19 protein-coding genes are annotated in these 24,812 nt (G+C 52.5%); 13 read left to right on the forward strand and 6 right to left on the reverse strand.

The features are described from left to right. Window positions 1–65 precede the first annotated feature (65 nt). From ACFSDB_RS10310 to ACFSDB_RS10335, 6 genes are all read left to right on the forward strand, one after another. Window positions 66–770, forward strand: coding sequence for a winged helix-turn-helix domain-containing protein (locus tag ACFSDB_RS10310; protein ID WP_204893001.1), 705 nt, complete (start codon window positions 66–68; stop codon window positions 768–770). Next, window positions 770–1,843: a sensor histidine kinase gene (locus tag ACFSDB_RS10315; RefSeq protein WP_204893002.1), complete on the forward strand. Its 1,074-nt coding sequence runs from the start codon at window positions 770–772 to the stop codon at window positions 1,841–1,843. The genes ACFSDB_RS10310 and ACFSDB_RS10315 overlap by 1 nt, the downstream gene beginning before the upstream one ends. After that, the gene (locus tag ACFSDB_RS10320) at window positions 1,776–2,546 is read left to right on the forward strand and encodes an ABC transporter ATP-binding protein (RefSeq protein WP_204893003.1); all 771 of its coding nucleotides are present in this window, start codon (window positions 1,776–1,778) and stop codon (window positions 2,544–2,546) included. The genes ACFSDB_RS10315 and ACFSDB_RS10320 overlap by 68 nt, the downstream gene beginning before the upstream one ends. Continuing rightward, window positions 2,518–4,455, forward strand: a complete 1,938-nt coding sequence (locus ACFSDB_RS10325; protein WP_204893004.1) for an FtsX-like permease family protein — start codon at window positions 2,518–2,520, stop codon at window positions 4,453–4,455. Before ACFSDB_RS10320 ends, ACFSDB_RS10325 begins: the two co-directional genes overlap by 29 nt. 99 nt (window positions 4,456–4,554) lie before the next feature. Continuing rightward, entirely contained in the window at window positions 4,555–6,108 is a 1,554-nt protein-coding gene (locus tag ACFSDB_RS10330; protein WP_204893005.1) for a fatty acid--CoA ligase family protein, read from the forward strand. Window positions 6,109–6,247: 139 nt separating this feature from the next. Then, window positions 6,248–8,224, forward strand: a complete 1,977-nt coding sequence (locus ACFSDB_RS10335) for a S9 family peptidase (protein ID WP_204893006.1) — start codon at window positions 6,248–6,250, stop codon at window positions 8,222–8,224. A gap of 60 nt (window positions 8,225–8,284) precedes the next feature. Here the strand turns inward: ACFSDB_RS10335 and ACFSDB_RS10340 are convergent, their stop codons facing one another. The 3 genes from ACFSDB_RS10340 to ACFSDB_RS10350 form a co-directional block, all read right to left on the reverse strand. Further along, window positions 8,285–8,608, reverse strand: a complete 324-nt coding sequence (locus tag ACFSDB_RS10340) for a DUF5658 family protein (protein ID WP_204893007.1) — start codon at window positions 8,606–8,608, stop codon at window positions 8,285–8,287. Between the two features lie 821 nt (window positions 8,609–9,429). Continuing rightward, window positions 9,430–9,978 (reverse strand): flavodoxin family protein, encoded by a 549-nt coding sequence (locus ACFSDB_RS10345; protein WP_204893008.1) that lies wholly within the window; start codon window positions 9,976–9,978, stop codon window positions 9,430–9,432. 52 nt (window positions 9,979–10,030) lie between these two features. After that, window positions 10,031–10,807: an enoyl-CoA hydratase-related protein gene (locus ACFSDB_RS10350; RefSeq protein ID WP_204893009.1), complete on the reverse strand. Its 777-nt coding sequence runs from the start codon at window positions 10,805–10,807 to the stop codon at window positions 10,031–10,033. A 105-nt stretch (window positions 10,808–10,912) separates the two neighbouring features. Between ACFSDB_RS10350 and ACFSDB_RS10355 the strand changes: the two genes are divergently transcribed. Next, window positions 10,913–12,529, forward strand: coding sequence for an ABC1 kinase family protein (locus ACFSDB_RS10355; RefSeq protein ID WP_204893010.1), 1,617 nt, complete (start codon window positions 10,913–10,915; stop codon window positions 12,527–12,529). Between the two features lie 121 nt (window positions 12,530–12,650). Continuing rightward, window positions 12,651–13,019: a YhjD family protein gene (locus ACFSDB_RS10360; RefSeq protein ID WP_204893011.1), complete on the forward strand. Its 369-nt coding sequence runs from the start codon at window positions 12,651–12,653 to the stop codon at window positions 13,017–13,019. A 60-nt stretch (window positions 13,020–13,079) separates the two neighbouring features. On the opposite strand, the gene ACFSDB_RS10365 is transcribed toward ACFSDB_RS10360, so the two are convergent. Then, on the reverse strand, window positions 13,080–13,634 hold the full coding sequence (locus tag ACFSDB_RS10365) for a competence protein ComK (protein WP_204893012.1): 555 nt from the start codon (window positions 13,632–13,634) through the stop codon (window positions 13,080–13,082). A gap of 356 nt (window positions 13,635–13,990) precedes the next feature. Between ACFSDB_RS10365 and ACFSDB_RS10370 the strand changes: the two genes are divergently transcribed. The 5 genes from ACFSDB_RS10370 to ACFSDB_RS10390 all read left to right on the forward strand — a co-directional run bounded on the left by ACFSDB_RS10370 (window position 13,991) and on the right by ACFSDB_RS10390 (window position 21,985). Further along, window positions 13,991–14,230 carry an IDEAL domain-containing protein gene (locus ACFSDB_RS10370; RefSeq protein ID WP_204893013.1) on the forward strand — a complete coding sequence of 80 codons (240 nt, stop codon included), beginning with the start codon at window positions 13,991–13,993 and terminating at the stop codon, window positions 14,228–14,230. 217 nt (window positions 14,231–14,447) lie between these two features. Continuing rightward, window positions 14,448–16,430, forward strand: a complete 1,983-nt coding sequence (uvrB, locus tag ACFSDB_RS10375) for an excinuclease ABC subunit UvrB (RefSeq protein WP_204893014.1) — start codon at window positions 14,448–14,450, stop codon at window positions 16,428–16,430. Window positions 16,431–16,436: 6 nt separating this feature from the next. Next, a complete protein-coding gene (uvrA, locus tag ACFSDB_RS10380) occupies window positions 16,437–19,322 on the forward strand; it encodes an excinuclease ABC subunit UvrA (RefSeq protein WP_204893015.1) in 2,886 nt (961 codons plus the stop codon). Between the two features lie 101 nt (window positions 19,323–19,423). Further along, window positions 19,424–20,584, forward strand: coding sequence for a DUF4097 family beta strand repeat-containing protein (locus tag ACFSDB_RS10385; protein WP_204893016.1), 1,161 nt, complete (start codon window positions 19,424–19,426; stop codon window positions 20,582–20,584). A gap of 159 nt (window positions 20,585–20,743) precedes the next feature. Continuing rightward, window positions 20,744–21,985, forward strand: a complete 1,242-nt coding sequence (locus tag ACFSDB_RS10390) for a M20/M25/M40 family metallo-hydrolase (RefSeq protein WP_204893017.1) — start codon at window positions 20,744–20,746, stop codon at window positions 21,983–21,985. A 343-nt stretch (window positions 21,986–22,328) separates the two neighbouring features. Here the strand turns inward: ACFSDB_RS10390 and ACFSDB_RS10395 are convergent, their stop codons facing one another. Both ACFSDB_RS10395 and ACFSDB_RS10400 read right to left on the reverse strand, forming a co-directional pair. Further along, window positions 22,329–22,754, reverse strand: coding sequence for a DUF1801 domain-containing protein (locus ACFSDB_RS10395; protein ID WP_204893018.1), 426 nt, complete (start codon window positions 22,752–22,754; stop codon window positions 22,329–22,331). Window positions 22,755–22,780: 26 nt separating this feature from the next. After that, window positions 22,781–24,733 (reverse strand): GTP-binding protein, encoded by a 1,953-nt coding sequence (locus ACFSDB_RS10400; RefSeq protein WP_204893019.1) that lies wholly within the window; start codon window positions 24,731–24,733, stop codon window positions 22,781–22,783. Window positions 24,734–24,812: the final 79 nt, after the last annotated feature.

The raw sequence follows: 24,812 nt of genomic DNA on the forward strand, positions 1-24,812 counted from the left end.
GAAGAGCCTGCTAATGAGCAGGCTCTTTTGTTAGAATGGAAGGAAAACAGGAAGGGGGAACCGATATGGCAAACAGACGGATATTCATCGTGGAAGACGATTTGAAGATTGCGGCCATGCTGGCGGAAACGCTGCGCAAATACCATTACGAAGTGGAGACCGCTAAAGACTTTGATCGGATTCTGGAAGAATTCGAAGCGTTTGATCCCCATATGGTGCTGCTCGACATCAACCTGCCCTCCTATGACGGCTATTATTGGTGCCGCCAGCTGCGCCAGCTGTCGACATGCCCGATCCTGTTCATCTCCGCCCGTTCCGGCGAGATGGACCAGGTTTTCGCACTTGAAAACGGCGGGGACGATTTCATCACGAAACCTTTCCATTACGAAATCGTCCTTGCAAAAATAAAGAGCCATTTGCGCCGGGCATACGGGGAGTATGCGCCGAAGCAGGAAGAGCGTTCAGTGAAAGCGGGGCGCCTGATTCTTTTCTTGGAACGCATGGAACTTCAGGTGAAAACGGACACCATTCCGCTGCAGAAAAAGGAATGCACGATTATGGAACTGCTGCTCGCCCATTACCCGAAAGTGGTCACGCGGGAGCAATTGCTGGAAGAGCTATGGGATGATCAGACCTTTGTGGATGAAAATACGTTGAATGTCAATATGACGCGCGTCCGGAAAAAGTTGGCGGATTACGGTGTCCAGTCGGTCATTGAAACAGTCCGCGGCTCCGGGTACCGGCTGCTGATCGCTGAGGAGGAACTGTAATGCTGCGTTTGTTTTTCAAAGAACATGCGGCCTTCATCGTCTTCCAGGCCGGGCTTGTCGCATTTATCATGGCGCTTTACTGGCTGGACGGATTCCGCAACCTGGACACAGCCATCTACTCGTTCGTCATCAGCACTGTCCTCGTGATGCTTTTCCTCGCTGCGAGATTCACCAAACGCTACCGCTACTACCAAAAAATCCTGACAATGCCGGAGACGATGGAGCATGCGCTGCAACGCGAAGGCAAAGCGCCCGAAGAACTGCAAGCTGAAAAGTACCTTCAGGAAATCTACCGGCTCTACCAGAACGAAGCACAGGCGCTGTATGCCTCGCAAAAGCGCCACCTTCAATTCATGAACCAATGGGTCCACCAGATGAAGACGCCGCTGTCGGTTATGCAGCTCCTCTTGCAGGAACCGGGTGAACTGGATAAAAACAGTGTGCGTGAAGAAGTCGACCGTCTAAAAGCAGGGCTCGATACCGTGTTGATGAACGCCCGCCTTGATACGTTCGAGGAAGACATGCATATCGAAAAAGTGGAGCTGCGGGGGATTGTCTCGGAGGTGGTCAATGAAAACAAGCGCCTGTTCATTTCCAAGCGCGTGTATCCGGAAATTGATGTAGACGGACAGTATGTAGTGGCGACGGACCGGAAGTGGATGAAGTTCATTCTGGGGCAGCTGCTGACCAATGCGCTCAAATATACGTTTGAACCGGACAAGAAAGTGCTGATCAAAGCGGAATGCCATGAGGGAAGTGCATTGCTCTCGATCCGCGATGAAGGCATTGGCATCCCGGCATCCGATCTGCCGCGCGTGACCAAAGCGTTCTTCACCGGGGAAAATGGCCGCAAGACTGGCGAGTCGACCGGCATGGGCTTGTATCTGGCCAAAGAAGTCTGCGTGAAATTAGGGCATCAACTGTCCATTTCTTCAGAAGATGGAAAAGGGACAACGGTATCCGTCCTGTTCCGCAACCAAGACACCGCATCAGGGGGAGAAGAACATGCCGTTATTGAAAATAGACGAAGTGACCAAGGTGTACGAGGGGAAAGTGACGCACCGGGCGCTTAACCAATTGAGCTTTGAAGTGGAACAAGGCGAATTCCTGGCAGTCATGGGGCCTTCCGGGAGCGGAAAGACGACGCTTTTGAATGTGATTTCCACCATTGACAGCCTGACGGCCGGAGAGATTCTGATCGATGGCGTCGATCCCCACCGGCTTGGCAAAAACGACTTGGCGCTGTTCAGGCGCCGGAAGCTCGGCTTCATTTTCCAGGACTTCAATCTTCTGCAGATGCTGACGGTCGAGGAAAACATGGTGCTGCCGCTCACGCTCGATTATGTGCCGACGGATGAGATGGCCGCGCGTGTACTGAACCTTGCGCAGAAGCTCGGATTGGTGCCGCTGCTCCACAAGCGCCCGAATGAGATATCGGGAGGGGAAGCGCAGCGCACGGCAATCGGCCGTGCCCTGATCCACCAGCCGGCAATCATTTTGGCCGACGAACCGACCGGGAACCTAGATTCAAAGGCCTCCCGGGACGTCATGGAATTGCTGTCAGGAGTCAGCAAAGAAGGCGCGACCATCGTCATGGTGACACATGACCCGATTGCCGCAAGCTATTGCGACCGGGTGCTGTTCATCAAGGACGGCGAATTTTTCAATGAAATCTACGGCGGCGATGTCCGCCAGACATTCTACCAGAAAATCTTGAATGTCTTATCCTTGCTGGGAGGGAACGTGAATGACCTTTCGGCAACTCGCTTACCGTAATGTCTTCCGCAACCGCAGAAGCTATGCCGCGTTCTTTTTGGCGAGCGTCTTCTCGGTGATGGTGTTTTTTGTGTATTCGATGTTCATCTTCCATCCCTTGTTTGAAGAGGACGGGCTGCAGCAGCTGGCTGTGCGCGGCATGTTCATCGCAGAAGTCGTACTATATATTTTCACGCTATTCTTTTTGTTTTATTCGATGAGCGCCTTTTTGCAGGCCCGCTCGAAAGAGTTTGGCATCCTGATGCACTTGGGCATGACGAAAAAACAGCTGAACAAACTCGTCTTTTTTGAGACGATGATTCTCGGCACGGTCTCAACGGTTGCCGGCATCGTGCTCGGCTTCGCTTTCTCGAAGTTCTTTTTCATGATTGGCCGGGAAATCATGCAATTGGAATCCTTGCCGCTTTATGTATCGTGGAAGCCGTTTGCGCTGACAATCGGCGCTTTTGCGAGCCTGTTCATCATTATTTCCATCATCAGTGTGGCATTTGTCCGCACTAAAGGGATTCTGGATCTGCTTCAGGGCTATTGGAAAACCGAAGAAGTGACCCCGGCATCCAAATGGCTGTCGGCGCTAGGCTTTCTGTTGTTGGCGATAGCTTATGGGCTGGCGGCAATTGTCACCGACGAAACGGTCTATACGATGGCAGTCATCATTCCGCCGCTCGCGACGCTTGGGACTTATCTGTTTTTCACGCATTCCATCCATACACTGCTGAACCTGTACAAGCGGAAAAAAGGGGTGTACTGGCATAAAACGCGCCTCGTCTCGCTTGCTGAAGCGTCAGTGAAGCTAAAAGACAGCGCCCAGATGTTTTTCATTGTCACCATCGTATCGACTGTGGCATTTCTGACAGTGGGAACGCTGGCTTCGTTCATGTCGTACACGGGAGATTTCCGGGAATCCAATCCGCTCGGGCTGATCTACATTTCGTTCAGCGGAAATGACGAGGAACAGCAGCATGTCGAATCCCTTATTTCCGAGCTGGAAGAAAAAGGGCTGTCTTATGACCTGGTTCCGCTGATCATCAAACGCCAGACCTCCACCATGACCGGCAATGATGTCGACATTGTACGGGCATCAGACTTCAACCGCCTCGCTGTGACACTCGGCTTTGATCCAGTATCGCCCGAACGGGGCAAAGGACTCTTCATCCCGTATTCGAAAGAGTCGCTGAAGGAATTGGGCGAAAGCCGCACGGACACGGTCCTGATGGAAAGCGATATCGCCTTGTCGATTGACGAGGTGTATCCGCACGTCATGCTGCCGGTCAATACGGTGAACTTCAACAGCATCGTGGTCAATGACCTCGACTACGCGGCCATCAATAAGCCGCTTTCCGGTTTCGGCGATGGCGAATCGACGTTCACCTATTATGCTTTCGATATTCCGGAATGGGATAAGACGGTCCTTGTCGGCGATGAATTGACCGCCATGATGGACAGGGCGGTCGAAGAGGGCAACTTCACCGGATTGAATTTCTTTTTTGTCAATCCCGGGGAAGATTACCGGCTCTTCAAATCATCCTTTGCCATCTTGCTGTTTATCGGCGTGATGGTCGCTGCCGTCTTTTTGCTGGCAGCAGGCAGTTTCATCTACTTTAAACTGTATACCGGCCTCGAGCGTGACCGGAAGCAATATGCGCTGCTCGTCCGCCTCGGCATGACCGACAAGGAACTGCGCAAAATCGTCAACCGCCAGCTGATCCCCCAATTTTTCCTGCCCTGGGGCCTGGCGCTCCTGCACAGTACATTCGCCTTTGTCTCGCTCCAAGTGGTGTGGGACGAATTCGCGGAACTGTCAATCCTGGGGGAGATGGTAGTGGTATTGAGCGGCTTTACAGTGGCTCAAATCCTTTATTTTTTCCTTATCCGCTGGCGCTATATCGACCATCTGCAAGCATCGTAAATTTTACGGTGCTTGTTGTATTGTCTGAACATTTATTTTATAATGAAAACAGCGCCAATTATGAATGAGGATTCATTCAATACGAAAGAGGGATGGAAGATGACTCTAGTTAACCGTGTTCATGAAATTTCACAACAGAATCCGGGTAAAACCGCATACCACTTTATGGGGAAAGATACGTCTTACGGGGAATTTGACGGATCGGTCGCAAAATTCGCCGGCGCACTGCAGGACCTTGGGGTACAAAAAGGGGACCATGTGGCATTTCTGCTTGGCAACACGCCGCATTTTATGATCGCTTTATACGCTACGATGCGCGTAGGGGCGACAGCCGTACCGATCAACCCTATCTATACACCGGATGAAATCGCTTACATAGTCAAAGACAGCGATGCCAAAGCGGTCATTGCGCTGGACATGCTGTTGCCGCTCGTCGAAAAAGCGCATGGTGCGCTGCCGAATGTCGGCGCTTACATCATCTGTGAAACCGATCCTTCGGCTGCCGAAAAAATGGCGCAGCTGCCGGATGCCGTCAAGCCGAAAGTCCATTCGTTCACGCGCCTGTTGATGGCTTCTCCGGCTGTCGAACAAGCGGTAGCAGTAGCGGATGATGATGTAGCGGTCATCCTTTACACCTCCGGAACCACCGGGAAGCCGAAAGGCGCGATGCTGACGCATGCGAATCTTTATTCGAATGCACGCGACGTCGGCGTTTACTTGCAGATGCGAGAAGATGACCGGATTGTTGCGACCTTGCCGGTCTTCCACGTTTTCGCGCTGACCGTAGTCGTCAATGCGCCGCTTTTGATGGGAGCGACGATCATCCTGGTTCCGCGCTTCAATCCAAAAGAAGTGTTCGAAGCCATCAAGTCGCAAGGGGCCACCGTGTTTGCCGGCGTGCCGACCATGTTCAATTTCATGTACCAGTTCCCGGAAGCTCAGCCGGAAGATTTCGCATCCGTGCGCCTGGCGATTTCCGGAGGCTCCGCAATGCCGGTTGCATTGCTCCATAACTTTGAGGACAAGTTCAATGTCCGCATCTCTGAAGGCTATGGTTTGTCCGAAGCATCGCCGGTTACATGCTTCAACCCGATCGACCGTGAACGCAAGGCGGGTTCAATCGGTACATCCATCGTCAATGTTGAAAACAAAGTCGTCAACGAGCTGGGCGAAGAAGTGCCGGTCGGTGAAGTCGGCGAATTGATCGTCCGCGGCCCGAACGTCATGAAAGGCTATTATAAGATGCCGGAAGAAACCGCTTCAGCGCTCCGTGACGGCTGGCTCTACACCGGCGATTTGGCGCGCGTCGATGAAGAAGGCTATTTCTTCATCGTCGACCGGAAAAAAGACATGATCATTGTCGGCGGCTATAACGTCTATCCGCGTGAAGTCGAAGAAGTGCTGTTCGCCCATCCGGGAATCCTGGAAGCCGCAGTTGTCGGTTTGCCGGATCCGAATTTCGGAGAAGAAGTCAATGCCTATGTCGTCCTGAAAGACCCATCGGTATCGGTGGAAGACCTACGCACTTATTGCGCTGAGCATCTGGCGAAATACAAAGTGCCACGCAACTTCGAAGTCCTTGAAGATCTGCCGAAGAACACGACAGGAAAAATCCTGCGCCGTTCTTTGAAAGACCAGGCCATGAATAGATGATAAATCCGGTTTAGGCTCTTGCAGCCTAAGCCGTTTTTTCTTTTGTGGACGTATTTGATTGAATAGCCCGACAGTTTTCCTTATAGTTAGAGGAGCAACTATTGCGGCAATCGAAATATATTCCTAGGGAGGAATCAAAATGGCAAAAAAAGCGGTGGACATAAAAGACCTTACAGTTCTGGAATCGGTGACCGACCCGAAGATTTCGCCGGACGGCACGCAGGTGCTGTTCGTCCGGACGATGATGGATGAAGAAGAAAATACATACATAGGGCATCTGTTCCACGGAGACCTGGCTACTGGAAAGATTACGCAATGGACCCATGGCAAGGAGCGGGTTTCTTCACCGCAATGGTCGGAAGACGGCAGCCAAGTGGCGTTTCTCTCGACGCGCGACGAGAAAAAGCAATTGTACGCCATGCCGGCAAGCGGCGGCGAAGCACGGGCATTGACCGATTTCGAAAGGGGCGTCAATGCGTTCCGCTGGTCGCCGGACGGCAAAAAAATCTGGTTTGATGCGCTGGTTAAGAGTGGCCAAGCGTTCTCTGAGAAAGAAGAAAAAGACGAAAAGAAAAAACCGGAGCCGGTATTTGTCAACAAACTGAAATACAAGATGGACGGCATGGGCTTGCTGCCGCAGGATGTGCATCGCCATATCGGATGGGTTGATGTGGAGACGAAGGAAACGGAGCAGCTGACCGAAGGCGATTTCAATTACACGCTTGAAGCTGTCTCGCATGACGGCAAAAAACTCGTCTACGGCGTGACCCGCGAAGAGAACCTCGATTTCGTATTACGCCAGCCTCTCTACTTATACAACACGGATTCAAAAGAGGAAACCCTGATCGGCGATGAAGAAGGCTATTTCGACGGTGCGGCGTTCTCGTTCGATGACACAAAAATCGCGTTTATCGGCAGCACACGCCGATTCGAAAATGCTACGCACACGGAAGTGTACGTGTACGACATCAGTGCCGAAACACGCTTCGGCCTGACAGAAGGCATCGATGCCCCGGTTGGCGATTACGTCGTTGCCGACCACCAGCAGGCGGCAGCTGCCCCTGCGCTCGTCTGGACCAAAGATGATCACCTGTATTTCCAAGTGTCAGCAATGGGCGATGTGCGGCTGTATTTCGCTTCGCTTGACGGCGCGGTATATCCGGCGTCACCGGAGATGGAGCATGTCTACGGATACGACGTTTCACGGGATGGAACCTTTGCGGTTGCCGCCATCAGCAATCCGGTCAACCCGGGTGAATTGTACAAATTGATCATTGCGACAGGCGAACGCGAAGCGTTGACTGCTTTCAATAAAACCTATCTGGAGGAAACTGAATTGATCCAGCCGGAATCGGTCATCGCGAAAGGAGCGAATGACTGGGACGTACACGGCTGGCTCATGAAGCCGCGCGGTTTTGCGGAAGGGGGGAAATATCCGCTTGTCGTCAATATCCACGGCGGTCCGCATGCCATGTATGCGAACACGTTCGTCCATGAAATGCAGCTGCTTGCAGCCCGCGGTTTCGGGGTGCTGTATGTCAATCCGCGCGGCAGCCACGGCTACAGCCAGCAATTCGTCGATGCAGTGCGCGGCGATTACGGCGGTGCGGATTACGAAGACATCATGGCGTCGCTCCAAGCAATGATCGATGAACACAGCTGGATCGATGCGGAACGCCTCGGCGTCACCGGCGGCAGCTACGGCGGATTCATGACCAACTGGATCGTCGGCCATACGGACCGGTTCAAAGCGGCTGTCACCCAGCGCTCGATCTCCAACTGGGTATCGTTCTTCGGCGTTTCGGACATCGGCTATTATTTCAGCGACTGGCAGATCGGCGCGGATATGGGCGATGTCGAGAAATTATGGGCACATTCACCATTGAAATACGCCAAAGATGTCAACACCCCGTTATTGATCCTCCATTCAGAGAACGATTACCGCTGCCCAATCGAACAGTCCGAGCAGCTGTATGTGACACTGAAGAGCATGGGGAAAGAGACGGAATTCGTCCGCTTCCCGGAGGCGGACCACAACCTTTCCCGCACCGGCAAGCCGAACTTGCGCTTTGTCCGCCTGGAGCAGATTACCGGATGGATGGAAAAACATTTATAGAAACCAACTAAAAGACGCCCGGCAGCAGCCGGGCGTCTTTGCGCGTGCTGGCGCAGGTCTTCAGGCGATGACAATGAGGGCGAGCCAGCCTGCATGCAGGAACAAGATCATGGAGTAGAGAGCGTTAGCGGAAAACAACAAGTAGCGCCAATGGCGGGAGCGGATGAAGATGAACGGTGTAAAAAGCAGGGCGAACAGGCAGACAGACAGCAGCAGCTTGATCGACAAAATGGAAAAAGGCGAGAGCGAGCTGAGCAGTGGATTCCCTTCGGTGATAAAGCCGAAGGTAAGCCCGAAGAACGTCAGCAATCCATCAAGAACATTCAGAATGCCAAGGGCCCAGACAGGCATCTTTAAAGGAGCATGCGTTTCAGCCGTTATCATGTTTCACCTCCTGTGTATGTTTAGGCGGATGGGGAAATCAGACTTTTGCCTTTCCACAAGTGCAGTTAGTAGAGAGATACCCATATAATTCACTTTTTAGACATACAATTGAACTACGAATTAAATTTATTGAATAAAAATATTTTTAATAATAGGTATTTATAATTATTTTATCAAAGGATCAAGCAAGAAGTGAACAAAAAAGCAGCCAATCCGCTTGATTGGCTGCTGAGTTTATAGATAGAGTATATTTCTTTCTATAAAAGTATAATTATGTATTTAGACGAATCCGTACGGATCCTCCACTGCAGGCGGACGCGTTCCGCAGGCTTGCGCCGAACTAACTCGGACTGGCGTCCGAGTGGATTTCGGCACTTCGCTATCCCGCTGGAGTCGCCGCCTTCCGTTGTGGATCCAGAAGCTAGCGGCTTACACTCAGTAGGTCAAAGCAGAATCAATATCCTAATCGTCTCTTTTAGATACAGGTGACGCTTCCGACAGGGCTGGCCACGAGACTCCTATGGGACCAGCTCGAGCTTAAGGCACCGCAGGAAAGACATTGGCCGAAGCTTGCGAGGCCAAGTCTTTGCGACGAAGTGCGCAGCACTGCAGGAGCATGGTTTTTCAGTGACGAGGAGACTGAAGCCGAGCCCATGGAAAGCGAAGTGGCCAGCTCTGTCGGGCTTATACTTCTCTATTCAACACAATTAAACTTTGTCTACAGTCTGAGCAGCCAACCTGCTTGATTGGCTGCTTTGAAGAATTGAAGAATTGAAGAATTGAAGAGAACACCTGCCTGTAGAATTGAAAAAAGGAACGCCTCAAAGAGGCGCTCCTTCTTTTTTGGTATGCAACGCCATTTCGATGAAGAAGCGGATCTCGTCATCAAATTGCTTCATGTGCTCTTTTTGGACACGGAAGTTGGTGGCGTATTTGATTTTATTGCGCTGTTCTTCAGGGAGCAGGTTGTTGACCCACAGCTCTGCCACCGCTGCCGGTTTATGCGGCGTCAGCGCGGCCAGTTCAGCAGTTATCTTTTCCCGCTGGCCAGCCGCGCCGCTGCATAAGGTGATAAAGGAATAATCCGTCAGTTTATCCTTCTCCTGTTTGATGAATGTACGCATCGGCGCAGCGATTTTCCCGGCCCAGATCGGCGCCAGCAAAATGATCGGCCCGTAGCCGCTTGGATCAAAATCAAGCGGGGCAAGGCGCGAATTACGCTTCACCAGGAAATCGATAAAAATGGAAAGGTCTTTCCGTTTCTTCTTCTCCTTGATCTCGTACATGTCACAGGCGATTCTGTCCCGCAGTTCTAGAGCCAATTTTTCGTTGTTTCCTGAATGGGAGTAATAGACGATTAACGGTTTCATAGAATACCCTCCTAGGATTTGGCTTTAGCGAACAGTGGCTTTGGGCGGCTGCTTATTTCCCTTTAAAAACCGGTTTCCGTTTCTCGCCGAATGCGATGAGCGCTTCGACGCGGTCTTCTGTCGGAATGGTCAGCTCGTAGGCTTTCCGTTCGATGTGAAGACCGGTCTGCAAATCGGCGTTCATGCCATTCTTGATGGCGAACTTCGCCTGCTGCAAGGCAATCGGCCCATTGGCGAGCATCAAATCGGCGAATTCGCCCGTCGTTTCGATGAGCGAGGCGCGCGGGGCGACTTTTGTCACCAAGCCGTAGTCCAGTGCTTCTGCCGGCTTCAGGCGGCGCGCTGTCAAAATCAATTCCATGGCTTTGGCTTCGCCGATCAGGCGCGGCAGGCGCTGGGTTCCGCCGGCGCCCGGAATGATGGCTAGGCTTGTCTCGGTCAATCCGAGCAGCGTGTCATCCGCGATGATGCGGAAATCGCACGCTAAGGCAAGTTCCATTCCGCCTCCGAACGCAAAACCGTTGATCATGGCGATGGTCGGCTGCGGCAAGTTTTCGATGGCCGAGAACACCTCGCCGATTTTGTAGATGTTCCGTTTGACATGCTGCTCTGTCAGCGTCTTCCGCTCTTTCAAGTCGGCCCCCACGCTGAAAGCTTTCTCGCCGGCCCCCGTAAAGATCACCAGCCGGATATCCGGATTGATGCGGATCGCTTCAACGACCTGGCCGAGCTCTGTCAACATATCGTAATTGAATGCATTCATCGAGTCCGGCCGGTTGAGCGTAATAAAGGCCAGATTACCTTGTTGTTCATAATGAATTGTGTCCATTCCCATGCTCCCTTCATGTAGTTCCATCCATAGAAAACATACCATTTTTTGGACTATTTCGCTATCCCGCTCTATAATAAAGCGCAGAGAGGAGGAGACCTATTCATGAACCGCATCTCGATTATCCGTATTTATCGCATCGTCTTCATGGCGATTAAATTCTATACACAAGCAACGCTGTTCCAACGGCGCCACCGCGGTGCCTGGAATCCTCTCGTCGAGGAGAAGTGGAACCGGCTCGTCACCAAGCAAGCCAAGCAGTACAAGACGCTTGCCTTGAAACTGGGCGGGCTGATGATCAAGATGGGACAGTTCCTGTCCACGCGTGCAGACATTATGCCGCCGTCGTTCCTCGAGGAGCTGGAAGGGCTGACCGACCGGGTGCCTTCCGTGGCGCGGGAAAAAATCGTTTCCGTGCTTGAATCCGAATGGAATTCTCCTTATACAAGCTATTTGTCCGAGCTGTCAGCAAGCGCAGTGGCTTCTGCTTCCATCGGGGAAGTGTACAAAGGCGTATTGAAAGACGGCACCATTGTCGCACTGAAAGTCCAGCGGCCGGGAACCGACCGGCTGCTGCGGGCGGATTTTCAGGCCATGCGCATTGTCATCTGGTTTATGAAAACGTTCACGCCGCTGTCCAAGCAGATCAATTTTACGCAATTGATGCGGGAAATGACCGAAACCATCGGCGCCGAATTGAATTTTCTCCAGGAGCTGCAGAGCGGTCGGTCATTTGCGGACCGCTTTTCCGGGATGGAGGGCATCCGTTTTCCGGTCTATTTCGATGAAGTGTCGACCCGCCGCGTGCTGGTCATGGAATGGATCGAAGGGGCGCGCATCACTGACCTGGCATTTATTGAAAAACATGAACTGGACCGCCACGAAATTGCGGAGCGCCTGTTCATCCTGTTTCTTGAACAAGTCCTGTACGGCGGACAGTTCCATGCCGATCCGCACGGCGGCAATGTCTTGCTGAAGCCGGACGGTACCATTGTGCTGATCGATTTCGGGATGACCGGCACCATTACTAAAAAGGACGCCCAGGCGGTGCTGCGGATCGCCGAAGGTATCATCTTCAAAAATTACGACCAAGTGCTCGATGCCCTCGAAGAATTGCGCTTCCTGCTGCCGCAGGCGAACCGCGAGCTGCTGGCGGACACTATCGCCCGCTTGGTGGCCGCTTATGAATCGAACGAATTGATGCAGATGGACAGCTTTGTCGTGGAGCGGCTGTTCAAGGACATGCAGAACATCGTGCGCACACAGCCCGTCCAGCTGCCGGCCGAGTTCGCCTTCTTCGGAAGGGCGGCATCCATTTTTGTCGGCGTGCTCAACGTGCTCGATCCGGGCATCGACTTGCTGGCGCTTGCACGGCCGCGTGTCATTGAATGGGCGTCTTCACAGCAGGAAGAAAAGCGCGTATTCGGGCGGGGAGATGTCCTTCGCTGGGTGCTCAATGCTTCCGGCCCGTTGCGCGCCTTCCCTCAGAAAGTCATCAATTACCTGGAAGAACCGGAGCGCATGCGCCATTACCTGGAAAACCGGGATGGCAGGGAGCGCGAACACCAGCGCAATCTCCAAAGCCGCATGCTGGCCGGCGTCTTCACTGTGTTGTCCTTTGCCGGGATTTCGGTATCGGTATGGTTTTGGAACGAGCCTTACCTCTGGGTTTCTTCCGGATTTTTCGTCGGCTCGCTCTGGGTCTACCGCTCGATCAAATAATGTTCTGCCTGTGCTGCAACCGGCGCAGGTTTTTTTATTTGCCGGGGGCTCTTGCATTTTCAAGAAATGAGGGTAAAATTAAAAATGAGAACAAACGTTCCCTTTTGAGGAGGTGTTAATCATGCCGTTGATCTCACAAGAGGAAATCGTCCATTTCGAAAATGCGATTTATTTGCCGATGGTGCTGATTGTGCTGGAGCGCGACCGCCTGTTATTTGAAAAAGGGTCTTTCAAGCTGAACCGCCCGTATCTGGAATTGGTGGAAGGGGCGATCCGGCACGTGCAGCAGGAGCTGAAGGAAACAAAGGTCCATATGCGCAAGCACCATATGAAAATGTTCAAGGGCGCACGCGACGATACGTTCACCGAGTTCGTCTTCTTCCACGGGGGCTATGAAGACCATCGGCGCTATCTGAATGTGCGGCTGCGCAACCGGGTGGAGGAACTTCTGCGGATGTATCTGGCGATGGCAAACCGGGAAATGCGATGAACGGAAAAGACGACAAAAAAAGAGGCTGACTGAAGTCTGCCTCTCGTGTATTCCATTCCATCAATCCATCGGATGCTGTTTTCTCGGCGGATATCTGCGCTTCGTCAAATAAACCATTTGGTGCTTATGCACTTGCTGGGCATTTTTGAAAAATCTTCGCAGCGAGCCTGCAAACGAGTGCTGGTTCCGAAGGGCGATCGGCGAAACATCAAGCGGCACGATAGCGCCGTTGCTCAAGTGGATCAAGGTTCCCTTGCCGCTGTCGTCGCTGTCGATCAGTTCGACGGCATCGAAGTTGAGCCAGACCGAGTCGCGGTTCTTCGGCGAATGGGTCGGAAAGAAAATCAGCGGATTGCCGTAATACTCGCCGATGATGACCGGCGGTTTGTGTTTGACCCGGATGGCCTTTTGGGAATAGAGTGTGGCGCTTTCAAGCGAACCTCTATAAAATGTGCAGGAGGAACTGACGATTTTATAGACCGATTCCTCCACGACAAATTCGCTGCGGTCTTCAATTACCCGAGTCCAGTTCCGATGGCCATCCACATACGGTAAAAGTGCATACGTGTTGCTGCAAATCGTATAGGACAAGGGCTGATAATTCTTTCTACCCAATAAAATACACCCCTCAAATTTACTATATATATAACATTATAAGGAAAAAATCAGATTAATCAATCCATTAAAATGGAAAATATAAATTTTTCTGAAAAAATGGTGCGCAACTGAAAACGCCGGCTGAAGAAGGGCACAGAAAGATCGCGAGGCTCTGTGTTCTGAACCAGCCGGTTGGAAAAGCAAGCGCTATAAAACAGAAGCAAGAAGAAAATACATATGAAACAACCGAAAAAGAGCATGGAAAAAACACCCCTTGAAAACTAATACGTCTAATTCATTGGAATTTTCAAAAAACGATTGTCCTTTGAATTTTTTTATTGTATACTAATGAAAAGCATTCGGGGTGATGAAGAATGGAAAACTATTATTCTTATGCTGATTTCATGAAGGCGATGGCCCAGACAAAGAAAACGACTGAAGCGGAAAAACTGCTGAACGATATTTATCTCGATCTTTTCCTAAAGCATGTACACCGTTCGCAGCAAGAAGAGCAATTGATGGCCCTCATCGACGAAGCCCTGGACAATAACGACCGAAACGCATTTATCAAGTACAGCGACCAATTAAAAGCATTGAAACGTGAAGATGAATAGATAAAGATGCTCCTATCGGGGGTGTTCAATAAAAGGCGCAGCGGACCCAAAGTCCACTGCGCCTTTTATATTTCCGCCGGAATTCGGATCGCTTGTCCGGAAATCCGGTTTTATTTTGCCAAGAAAAGCACTGAAAAACATACGTTCGCTTTTTGTTAGGGGTTTTTTAGGGCATATGATAAAATAGAGAGACTGAACGAACGGGAGGACATCTATTATGAAACAGGAATTCAACCTGCAAGCACCCTATGAACCGGCAGGCGATCAGCCGGCAGCGATTGCCGAACTGACCCAAGGCGTCATCAACGGCAAGAAATTCCAGACTTTGCTTGGTGCGACCGGAACGGGGAAAACCTACACCATGTCAAACGTCATCCAGCAAGTGAAAAAGCCGACGCTCGTCATGGCACACAATAAAACATTAGCCGGGCAGCTCTATAGCGAGTTCAAGGAATTTTTCCCTGACAATGCGGTGGAGTATTTTGTCAGTTACTACGATTATTATCAGCCGGAGGCTTATGTGCCGCAATCCGACACCTTTATCGAAAAAGATGCCAGCATCAACGATGAAATCGATAAATTACGCCACTCAGCAACGAGTTCACTGTTCGAACGCGACGACGTCATCGTCATCGCTTCGGTCTCCTGCATCTACGGCCTCGGTTCGCCGAAAGAGTACCGGGAACTCGTCGTCTCCCTGCGCAAAGGGATGGAAATCGAACGCAACCAGCTGCTCCGCAAATTGGTCGATGTGCAGTATGAACGGAACGACATCAACTTCATCCGCGGAACGTTCCGCGTACGCGGCGATGTCGTGGAAATCTTCCCGGCTTCACGCGATGAGCGCTGCCTGCGCGTCGAATTTTTCGGCGACGAAATCGACCGCATCCGCGAAGTGGACGCCCTGACCGGCGAAATCATCGGCGAGCGCGAGCACGTCGCCATCTTCCCGGCATCCCACTTTGTTACGCGCGAAGACAAGATGGTCAAAGCGATCGAAAACATTGAAGTGGAACTGGAAGAACGCCTGAAAGAATTGCGGGCAGAAGATAAGCTGCTCGAAGCGCAGCGCCTGGAGCAGCGGACGCGCTATGACTTGGAAATGATGCGCGAGATGGGCTTCTGTTCCGGAATCGAGAACTATTCCCGCCATTTGACGCTCCGTCCGGCAGGGGCGCAGCCTTATACGCTCATCGATTATTTCCCGGAAGACTTCCTGCTGGTCGTGGATGAGAGCCACGTGACGCTGCCGCAGGTGCGCGGCATGTTCAACGGGGACCAGGCGCGCAAGAAAGTCCTCGTCGACCATGGCTTCCGCCTGCCATCAGCGATGGACAACCGGCCGTTGACGTTTGATGAGTTCCAAGAACATATCCACCAGGCAGTGTTCGTCTCTGCAACGCCGGGTCCATACGAACTGGAACATACGCCGGAAATGGTGGAGCAGATCATCCGGCCGACGGGACTCTTGGACCCGACCATCGAAGTGCGCCCGATTGAAGGGCAGATCGATGACTTGATGGACGAGATCCGCCAACGCACGGAGCAGAATGAACGGGTGCTCGTGACGACACTGACGAAGAAGATGTCGGAAGACTTGACCGCTTACTTGAAAGAAGCCGGCGTGAAAGTCAATTACCTGCATTCGGAGATCAAGACGCTGGAACGGATTGAAATCATCCGGGAACTGCGGATGGGCGTCTACGATGTACTGGTCGGCATCAACTTGCTGCGGGAAGGGCTCGATATTCCCGAAGTTTCCCTTGTCACCATCCTGGATGCGGATAAGGAAGGCTTCCTGCGTTCAGAGCGGTCGCTCATCCAAACGATGGGGCGTGCCGCACGGAATTCCAACGGCCACGTCATCATGTATGCCGACCGGATGACCGATTCGATGGAAAAAGCGATCAACGAAACAACCCGCCGCCGGACCATCCAGGCAGCATACAACGAAGAACACGGCATCACGCCGATTACAATACAGAAGAAAATCCGGGATGTCATCCGGGCAACGGTCGCTGCAGAAGAAGCGGAAGAATATGTTTCCAAAGCAGCAGCCGGCAAGAAACTCAAAAAAGAAGACCGCGTGAAACTCATCACGCTGCTCGAAAAAGAAATGAAGGAAGCGGCAAAAGCGCTTGATTTTGAACGGGCGGCGGAGCTGCGCGATACAGTCCTTGAATTGAAAGCGGAAGGGTGATTAGGTTTGAAAAACCAGGAAATACGCATACAAGGCGCACGGGCGCATAACTTGAAAAATATTGATGTCGTCATCCCGCGCGACCAGCTGGTCGTCATGACCGGCTTGTCGGGTTCCGGGAAGTCGTCGCTCGCGTTCGATACCATATATGCAGAAGGGCAGCGGAGATATGTTGAATCGCTGTCTTCTTATGCACGGCAATTCCTAGGGCAAATGGACAAGCCGGATGTCGATTTGATTGAAGGGCTGTCGCCTGCCATCTCGATCGACCAGAAAACGACAAGCAAAAACCCGCGGTCCACAGTAGCGACCGTAACTGAAATCTATGATTATATGCGCTTGATGTACGCCCGCATCGGCAAACCGATCTGTCCGAACCACGGCATCGAGATCTCTTCGCAGACAATCGAGCAGATGGTCGACCGCCTCGTGGTTTATCCGGAACGTACCAAGATGCAGATTCTGGCGCCGATCGTGGCTGGGCGGAAAGGGACGCATGCCAAACTTCTTGAAGACATCAAAAAGCAGGGCTATGTCCGTGTCCGCATCAACGGCGAACTGATCGACCTGGACGACGATATCGATCTGGACAAAAACAAAAAACACAATATCGAAGTGGTCATCGACCGTATCATCATGAAAGAAGGCATCGCGCCGCGCCTCAGCGACTCGCTGGAATCGGCGTTGCGCCTCGCCGACGGCCGGGTGCTGGTGGATGTAATGGAACAGGAGGAATTGCTGTTCAGCGAACACCATGCCTGCCCGATCTGCGGGTTTTCCATTGGCGAGCTCGAACCGCGCATGTTTTCATTCAACTCGCCGTTCGGCGCTTGCCCGGAATGCGACGGAATCGGACATAAGCTGGAGGTCGATCCGGAACTGGTCATCCCCGACTGGACGCTGTCATTGAACCAGGGGGCCATCGTGCCGTGGCAGCCGACAAGTTCGCAATATTACCCGCAGCTCTTAAAAGCGATCTGCAAGCATTACAAAATCGATATGGATGTGGCGATGAACGAGCTGCCGGAAGAACATATCCACATCTTGCTCCATGGATCCGGCAACGATAAAATCCGTTTCCGCTATGAAAACGACTACGGGCAGATCCGGGACAACCATATCCATTTTGAAGGCGTGCTCTCAAACGTCGACCGGCGTTTCCGGGATACATCGTCTGATTGGATCCGTGAACAGATGGAGAAATACATGGGCGAACAGCCATGTCCGACGTGCCATGGCTACCGGCTGAAACCGGAATCGCTTGCCGTCAAATTGAACGGTCTGCACATCGCAGAAGTATCCCAGTATTCCATTGTGGAAGCCGATCAATTTTTCAGCGGCTTGGAGCTGTCTGAAAAAGACAAGCAGATCGCGGCTATGATCCTCCGGGAAATCAATGAACGCCTGGGATTCCTGATCAATGTCGGCCTCGACTACTTGACGCTGAACCGCGCGTCTGGCACCTTGTCAGGCGGGGAAGCACAGCGGATCCGTCTGGCGACGCAAATCGGCTCGCGCCTGACCGGCGTCTTGTACATCCTGGATGAGCCGTCAATCGGCCTGCACCAGCGGGACAACGACCGCCTCATCAATACGCTGAAGAACATGCGCGATATCGGCAATACTTTGATCGTTGTCGAACACGATGAAGACACTATGATGGCGGCCGATTATTTGATCGATGTCGGGCCGGGTGCAGGCGTCCATGGCGGCGAGATTATCGCAGCCGGTACGCCGGAGAAAGTCATGAAAAACAAGAAATCGTTGACCGGGCAATATTTGAGCGGCAAGAAGTTTATCCCGCTGCCGGCAGAGCGCAGAAAGGCCGATGGCCGGACAATATCGATCCGCGGCGCCAATGAAAACAACTTGAAAAAAGTGGACGTGGATATTCCGCTCGGGCTGTTCACTGCCGTAACCGGCGTTTCGGGATCCGGCAAAAGTACGCTCATCAACGAAATCCTCTACAAATCGCTGGCGCAGAAACTGAACCGCGCAAAAATACGGCCAGGACAGCACGTGTCGGTCGATGGCATCGAAGCGCTTGAAAAAGTCATTGACATCGACCAGTCGCCGATCGGCCGGACACCGCGCTCGAATCCGGCGACCTACACTGGAGTGTTCGACGATATCCGCGACGTCTACGCCACGACGAATGAAGCAAAAGTGCGCGGCTATAAAAAAGGCCGCTTCAGCTTCAACGTCAAGGGCGGACGCTGTGAAGCATGCCGCGGAGATGGTATTATAAAAATAGAAATGCACTTCCTGCCGGATGTCTATGTACCGTGTGAAGTCTGCCACGGCAAACGCTATAACCGGGAAACACTCGAAGTGAAGTACAAGGATAAGAACATTTCGGATGTCCTGGAAATGACAGTTGAAGATGCGTCTTCCTTCTTCGAAAACATTCCGAAGATCAGCCGCAAGCTAAAGACGATCGTCGATGTCGGCCTTGGCTATATCACCCTCGGCCAGCCGGCAACAACGTTGTCGGGCGGGGAAGCACAGCGCGTTAAACTGGCATCAGAACTGCACAAGCGTTCCAACGGCAAGTCGTTCTACATTTTGGATGAGCCGACAACCGGGCTCCATGCGGACGATATTTCTCGTCTGCTCCTTGTCCTGCAGCGGCTCGTCGATAATGGGGATACCGTCCTGACCATCGAACACAACCTGGATGTCATCAAGACGGCCGATTATATCATCGACTTGGGGCCGGAAGGGGGCGACAAAGGCGGCACAATTGTCGCTACAGGCACCCCTGAAGACATTGCGGCTGTCAAAGGTTCATATACCGGCAAGTATCTGAGCCCGATTCTGGAGCGCGACCGTGCACGCATGGAAACGCTCGTGAAGAAAGCATCGACCCGCAGGAAAAAAGTGGCGAAGTGAAACTTTTTGCTGCCGGAAACGTATCAATTAGAAGAATACACAGATCGGTTCATGTCTAGCTGCCGCTTTTCAAGAAACCGACAATGAGGAGGCCGCAATACATGCAAAGCGAAAAAGAACGCATTTTGGACATGGTGGAAAATGGCACCATCTCAGCAAGAGAAGCAGTCGAATTATTGAAAGCGATAGACGGCGGCGGAAGCCAGTCTTCACGCGATTCCTACAGCCGTGAAGACTACCGTGAAAAACGCGGGAAACGGGGCTTTTTCCGTCCGGAAGACATGGTCAAGAGAATGTCGAAGGACTTCACGAAAGATTTCTCGAAAAATGTGTCGAAAGATTTGAACCAGTTAAGCGACCGCATGATGGAATTCATGCAAACATCGGTCAGCAAGCTGAAAACGATGGAATTCGATACGCCGTTCGGCGAAGCTTACCAATTCCATCATACATTCCGCCAGGAGAACGTGAACATCAGCAACATCATTGCGGACATCGCAAACGGACAACTGGAAATCTTCCCGTCCCAAGACGATTCGATCCGCGCAGAATGCAGCGTCAAGGCGTTCCGTTCCGAGTCGGAAATGCAGGCGAAAGAAGACTTTCTGGACAAGTTCGTGTTTATTGCGGATGACCAGAAATTGCGCATCATCAGCGACATGAAAACGACCCAGGTCAATGTGGTGCTATACGTTCCGGAAAAATCCTACGAACACATCACGGCCCGCTTGTTCAATGGCGGATTCGCTTTGAAGCGCATTGATGCAGATGTCATCAAAGTGAAGACAGCCAATGGCAAAATCGATGTGAAAAATGTCGGTTTCCGGACAGCGGAACTTGAGACGGCGAACGGCGCCATCCAAGTGCAGGAAGTGATCGGCAAGGAGTTGGAAGCTGAAACATTGAACGGCCGCGTCTACGTAGACGGCGACATCCAGACAGCAGAAACGAAATCGTTGAACGGCAATATTGTCGTCACTTCCCGCTGCAAGGATGCCCGCAAAGTCGAAGCGAAGACGCTTGCAGGAAATGTGGAAATCTATATTCCTTCCCACTTGCCATTGAGAGGCGAATTATCTTCAAATCTTGGCAAGATGGACTTGCTGCTTCCGGACGTTGAATACACCCATGAACAGGGGCAATTCATGCAAAAAGCGATCCACTTCAGCAAGGACAGCGGAGAACCCGTTCCGGCACCGCTGCTCGTTTACGGAGAAACCAAAACAGGTTCTGTCCTGGTGCGTTATTTGACAATCGATTGATGGAGAAAGCCGGTGCGCAATTCGCGTGCCGGCTTTTTTCTATGGGTTGAGCTTCCGGAAGCGATGCGCTAATGTAAAAGGCAGGGACAACAAACAATCAACCGGCTGCCCGACAGCAACGTTGAAAGGGCGGCCGGCCAAAGGGGAAGGGGATGCAGTATGGAAAAAGCGATCATTTCAACCGAAATCAAAGAGGCATTCAACAAGCTCGCCGAACATGAGAGCGTGAAAAAGGGCTTGGCATTCATTGAAGGGGACCATGGGAAGACCGTTCGCGAACAGATCGCCCTCACTGAAATTCCCGCGCCGCCTTTCAAGGAAGAGACGCGTGCTGCAGAGTTCAAACGGCGCCTCGAAGAGCTCGGGCTCCAAGAGGTGCAGAGCGACGCTGAAGGGAATGTATTCGGCATCCGGCCGGGAACCGGTGCAGGGCCGAAGATCTTTGTGTCGGCGCATCTGGATACGGTCTTTCCGGAAGGCACAGATACAACGGTGCAGGAAAAGGACGGCGTTCTGCATGCGCCGGGCATCGGAGACGATACCCGGGGGCTGGCTGAACTTCTGGCCGTGGTACGGGCGATGGGCGAGGCGGAGATTCCCAATGCCGGCGACATCATTTTCGGCGGAACTGTAGGGGAAGAAGGGGCCGGGGATCTCCGCGGCGTCAAGGCGTTTTTCGCGGAACATGACGACATTGATGCGTTTGTCTCCTTGGACGGTGAAGGCGACAACCACATTATTTACAAAGCGACCGGCAGTTACCGGTACACCGTTACATACAAAGGGCCAGGCGGCCATAGTTTTGCAGCTTTCGGCACGCCGAGCGCGACCCATGCTTTGGGCCGTGCCATTGGTGCAGTCGCGGATCTCAAAACTCCGGCGAATCCGAAGACCACTTTTTCCGTCGGGGAAGTGATTGGCGGTACATCAGTCAACGCAATCGCCCAGGAAGCATCCATGGCAGTGGATTTGCGCTCGAATGACCGAGCGGAATTGGAGAAGCTCGATGCGGTATTTGTGGACATTGTGAAAAAGGCGGAAACCGATGAAAATGCACGTTGGGGAGATGACCGGCTGATTGTTGATATCAAGCGGTTCGGAAACCGTGCACCGGCAAGCCAACCGGCGGATGCGCCGATTGTACAAATTGCGGCCGCAGCTGTAGAAGCGATCGGCAAAGTCCCTGAGCTTGGCGATCCCAGCAGCACTGATTCCAATTTGCCGATGAGCCTGGGCATTCCGTCAATCACGATTGGACTGGGCGGGGAATTCGGAGGGGCCCATACCTTGGAAGAGTGGCATGATCCCAAAGACGGCCATCTGGCGATTCAAAAAAGCTTTTTGACAATCCTCGGCATAGTCGGCGTTGAAAACGTCATCCCGCCGCTTCTCAAGAAATGAAAAAGGGTTTGTCCAAAAAGGCTGCTGTCCATTGCGGCGGACGCTTTCCGCGGGCTTGCGCCGAACTAACTCGGACTCGCGTCCGAGTGGATTTCGGCACTTCGCTGTCCCGCTGGAAAGCCAATGGCCGAAGGCAGTTCGGTCATTGGCTTTGCGACGAAGTGCGAAGCACTGCAGGAGCACAATGTTTGCCCTCGCCGCCTCCATTCCCATCAGCCGTTATAGAAAAAGGAAAAGGCTAGAGGAGAAAAGCATTGCTTTTTTCTCCTCTAGCCTTTTCGTTTTGGGCTTTTTAGACAGTTCCTTTTTTAAAGTGTTGCATAGGCTTTGAAGAATGTGAACCTTAAGCTTTTTCCGGATACAGTTCTTGCAAAAATGCGATGGATTGGGTGATCAGTTCCTTGAGGACATCGAGGTCGACGTCTTCGGTCTTGTTGATGTAAACGCAGGCTTTGCCGCTCGTGTGTTTGCCGAGGCGCGCCAGCAGCGGTCCGCGATCAGGATCGCCTGTTGCAAAATAGAGGCTGATTTTCGCCTTGCGCGGCGAGAATCCGACAAGCGGGGCATCACCCGAATGGCCGCTGGCATAGACGTAATGGTAAGAACCGAAGCCGATAATGCTCGGACCCCACATTTTCGCGGGGTAGCCGCTGGTTTCTTCGAATAGTTCAAGCAGCTTATAGGCATCCTGTTTTTTCTTCGGGTGATCTACACTTTCAATAAATTCGATGACGTCCGCGTCCGTTTCTTTCGTCTTTTGCTCGTACATGTCGCATCCCTCATTCCATTGGATTTTTAGAGGCAGTGCATGGCCGCTCGGGCTTCATCCCAAGGGACTTTGTAACCTTGGCCTTTGGCGCAGAATATCGAGGTGGATGTATATTCCGGATCGGCGTCTTTGTCGTAGCCGATCCGTTCGATCACTTCCGCTTCATTATGGCAGAAATCATAGCCGCCGGAAAGGAGCGACAGTGCGCCTTTCCCATGTGTGAAAGCGGTGAATTCCGTGCTGTAATTCATAAATGTCGCAACCGGCACCATTCCTTCGATGACCGTCTTTCCGCCGATCATTTCAGGAGCGGAAAAGCGGCCATGGGCTTGCTGGATGTCGGACAGCACTTTTCCCATATGGTCCGTATCAACTTTGATCTTGAAGCGGTATATCGGTTCAAGCAGCCGGTTGGCAGCCTGTTCAAGGCCTTGGCGCAGAGCCCTGTAAGCGGCTTCCCGGAAATCGCCGCCGGACGTATGCTGGTTATGGCCGCGCCCGGTTAAAAGCGTGATTTTGACGTCGGTCAGTGCCGAACCGGTGAGCAGCCCATGGTGTTCGCGTTCACTGAGGTGGTGGAGCACCAGGTTTTGGTTGCCGGTGGATAAAGCGTCGGCGTGGCAGGCATTCGCCAAAACAACCCCTGTCCCGCGCGGTGCGGGCTCGATTTTCAGATGGACTTCCGCATAATGGCGGAGCGGCTCGAAATGGCCGTAGCCGGTAACCGGTCCGTCGATCGTCTCTTTGTATAGGATATGTGGATCGCCGAATGTTACCGAAATGCCGAACCGGTCCTTGATGATCGTTTCGAGCACCTCCAGCTGAATGACGCCCATCACCTGGATATGGATTTCCTGGAAATGCTCATTCCAGTGGATGCTCAACGAAGGGTCTTCCGCATCGAGCAGCCCGAAAATCTTCAACACTTCTTTCACATGGAGAGACGGATCGAACAGCACTTTTGACTGCAATGCCGGAATCATGGCGAAAGATGCCCGTTTGTGGTGGGCGCCGAGCCCTTCGCCAATGGCTGCGCTTGTCAACCCTGCAACGGCAATCAATTCTCCTGCCTTTGCTGCTTCAATTGCCTGGAATTTTTGCCCGCTGTAGCGGCGCAATTGGGTCGCTTTTTCCGTTATGCGGCCATTAGGCGGGCCGTACACGATTTCTTCCCGGACCTGGAGCCGGCCGCTGAGGATTTTCAGGAAAGTGATGCGCTGCCCGTTTTCTTCGTGCCGGATTTTATAGACTTGGGCTGCGAACGGCGCCTCTTCGTGATAGGCGGTTTCGGTCAATCGGTCAACGAGGCTGAAAAATTCGATGGCGCCTTCGTCTTTTAAGGCAGAGCCGCGCCCGCAGACAAACATTTCTCCGCCGGCTAACATATTTTTCAGGGCTTCAGCCCACATGCCGGGCTTATACCCGCTTTCCAGATACTGATGAAGCAGGGTTTCATTGCGTTCAGCCAGAAATTCTGCCAGCTCTTCGTTCATTTCCCCATCGCTGAATGCATCGGTGAAGTCGAAGGCATCAGGGGAGAGCGTGTTGCGGATCTCTTCCAGGACCCGCTCGGGATCCGCGCCTTCCCGGTCCGTTTTGTTCAGGAAGAAGAAGGTGGGCACCTTGTGCCGGCGCAGTAATTCCCACACGGTTTCCGTATGGCCCTCGACGCCGTCGACCGCACTGACGATGATGATCGCCATATCCATCACTTGGACAGCACGCTCCATCTCCGGAGAAAAATCGGCATGGCCGGGCGTATCGATCAAGTAATAGGATGAGCCGTTATAGGTAAACATCGCCTGGTCGGCGAAGATGGTGATGCCGCGGTTTTTCTCGATGGCATGGCTGTCGAGGAACGTGTCTTTATGGTCGACGCGCCCCCGGTTCCGGATGCTGTTCGTATGGTAAAGCAGTTGTTCCGAGAATGTCGTTTTCCCTGCATCGACATGCGCGAGAATTCCGATTGTCTTGTTCATGTTCCACCTCTTGGGGTTCGGTCTTGCTTCAAGTGTAGCAGAAGAATAGCAATTCAAGACATAAAAAAAACGCAGGAGC

The sequence above is a fragment of the Planococcus chinensis genome, assembly GCF_042681545.1.
In the GTDB taxonomy this organism is placed as follows: domain Bacteria; phylum Bacillota; class Bacilli; order Bacillales_A; family Planococcaceae; genus Planococcus; species Planococcus chinensis.

Excerpts from the sequence above, each read along its gene's own strand:
- ACFSDB_RS10370 (WP_204893013.1), top strand. The coding sequence starts at position 13,991 with ATGGAAAACTATTATTCTTATGCTGATTTCATGAAGGCGATGGCCCAG.
- ACFSDB_RS10395 (WP_204893018.1), bottom strand. The coding sequence starts at position 22,754 with ATGTACGAGCAAAAGACGAAAGAAACGGACGCGGACGTCATCGAATTT.
- ACFSDB_RS10345 (WP_204893008.1), bottom strand. The coding sequence starts at position 9,978 with ATGAAACCGTTAATCGTCTATTACTCCCATTCAGGAAACAACGAAAAA.
- ACFSDB_RS10390 (WP_204893017.1), top strand. The coding sequence starts at position 20,744 with ATGGAAAAAGCGATCATTTCAACCGAAATCAAAGAGGCATTCAACAAG.
- ACFSDB_RS10325 (WP_204893004.1), top strand. The coding sequence starts at position 2,518 with ATGACCTTTCGGCAACTCGCTTACCGTAATGTCTTCCGCAACCGCAGA.
- ACFSDB_RS10335 (WP_204893006.1), top strand. The coding sequence starts at position 6,248 with ATGGCAAAAAAAGCGGTGGACATAAAAGACCTTACAGTTCTGGAATCG.
- ACFSDB_RS10340 (WP_204893007.1), bottom strand. The coding sequence starts at position 8,608 with ATGATAACGGCTGAAACGCATGCTCCTTTAAAGATGCCTGTCTGGGCC.
- ACFSDB_RS10320 (WP_204893003.1), top strand. The coding sequence starts at position 1,776 with ATGCCGTTATTGAAAATAGACGAAGTGACCAAGGTGTACGAGGGGAAA.
- ACFSDB_RS10385 (WP_204893016.1), top strand. The coding sequence starts at position 19,424 with ATGCAAAGCGAAAAAGAACGCATTTTGGACATGGTGGAAAATGGCACC.
- ACFSDB_RS10400 (WP_204893019.1), bottom strand. The coding sequence starts at position 24,733 with ATGAACAAGACAATCGGAATTCTCGCGCATGTCGATGCAGGGAAAACG.
- uvrB (WP_204893014.1), top strand. The coding sequence starts at position 14,448 with ATGAAACAGGAATTCAACCTGCAAGCACCCTATGAACCGGCAGGCGAT.
- ACFSDB_RS10315 (WP_204893002.1), top strand. The coding sequence starts at position 770 with ATGCTGCGTTTGTTTTTCAAAGAACATGCGGCCTTCATCGTCTTCCAG.
- ACFSDB_RS10360 (WP_204893011.1), top strand. The coding sequence starts at position 12,651 with ATGCCGTTGATCTCACAAGAGGAAATCGTCCATTTCGAAAATGCGATT.
- ACFSDB_RS10350 (WP_204893009.1), bottom strand. The coding sequence starts at position 10,807 with ATGGACACAATTCATTATGAACAACAAGGTAATCTGGCCTTTATTACG.
- ACFSDB_RS10355 (WP_204893010.1), top strand. The coding sequence starts at position 10,913 with ATGAACCGCATCTCGATTATCCGTATTTATCGCATCGTCTTCATGGCG.
- ACFSDB_RS10330 (WP_204893005.1), top strand. The coding sequence starts at position 4,555 with ATGACTCTAGTTAACCGTGTTCATGAAATTTCACAACAGAATCCGGGT.
- ACFSDB_RS10310 (WP_204893001.1), top strand. The coding sequence starts at position 66 with ATGGCAAACAGACGGATATTCATCGTGGAAGACGATTTGAAGATTGCG.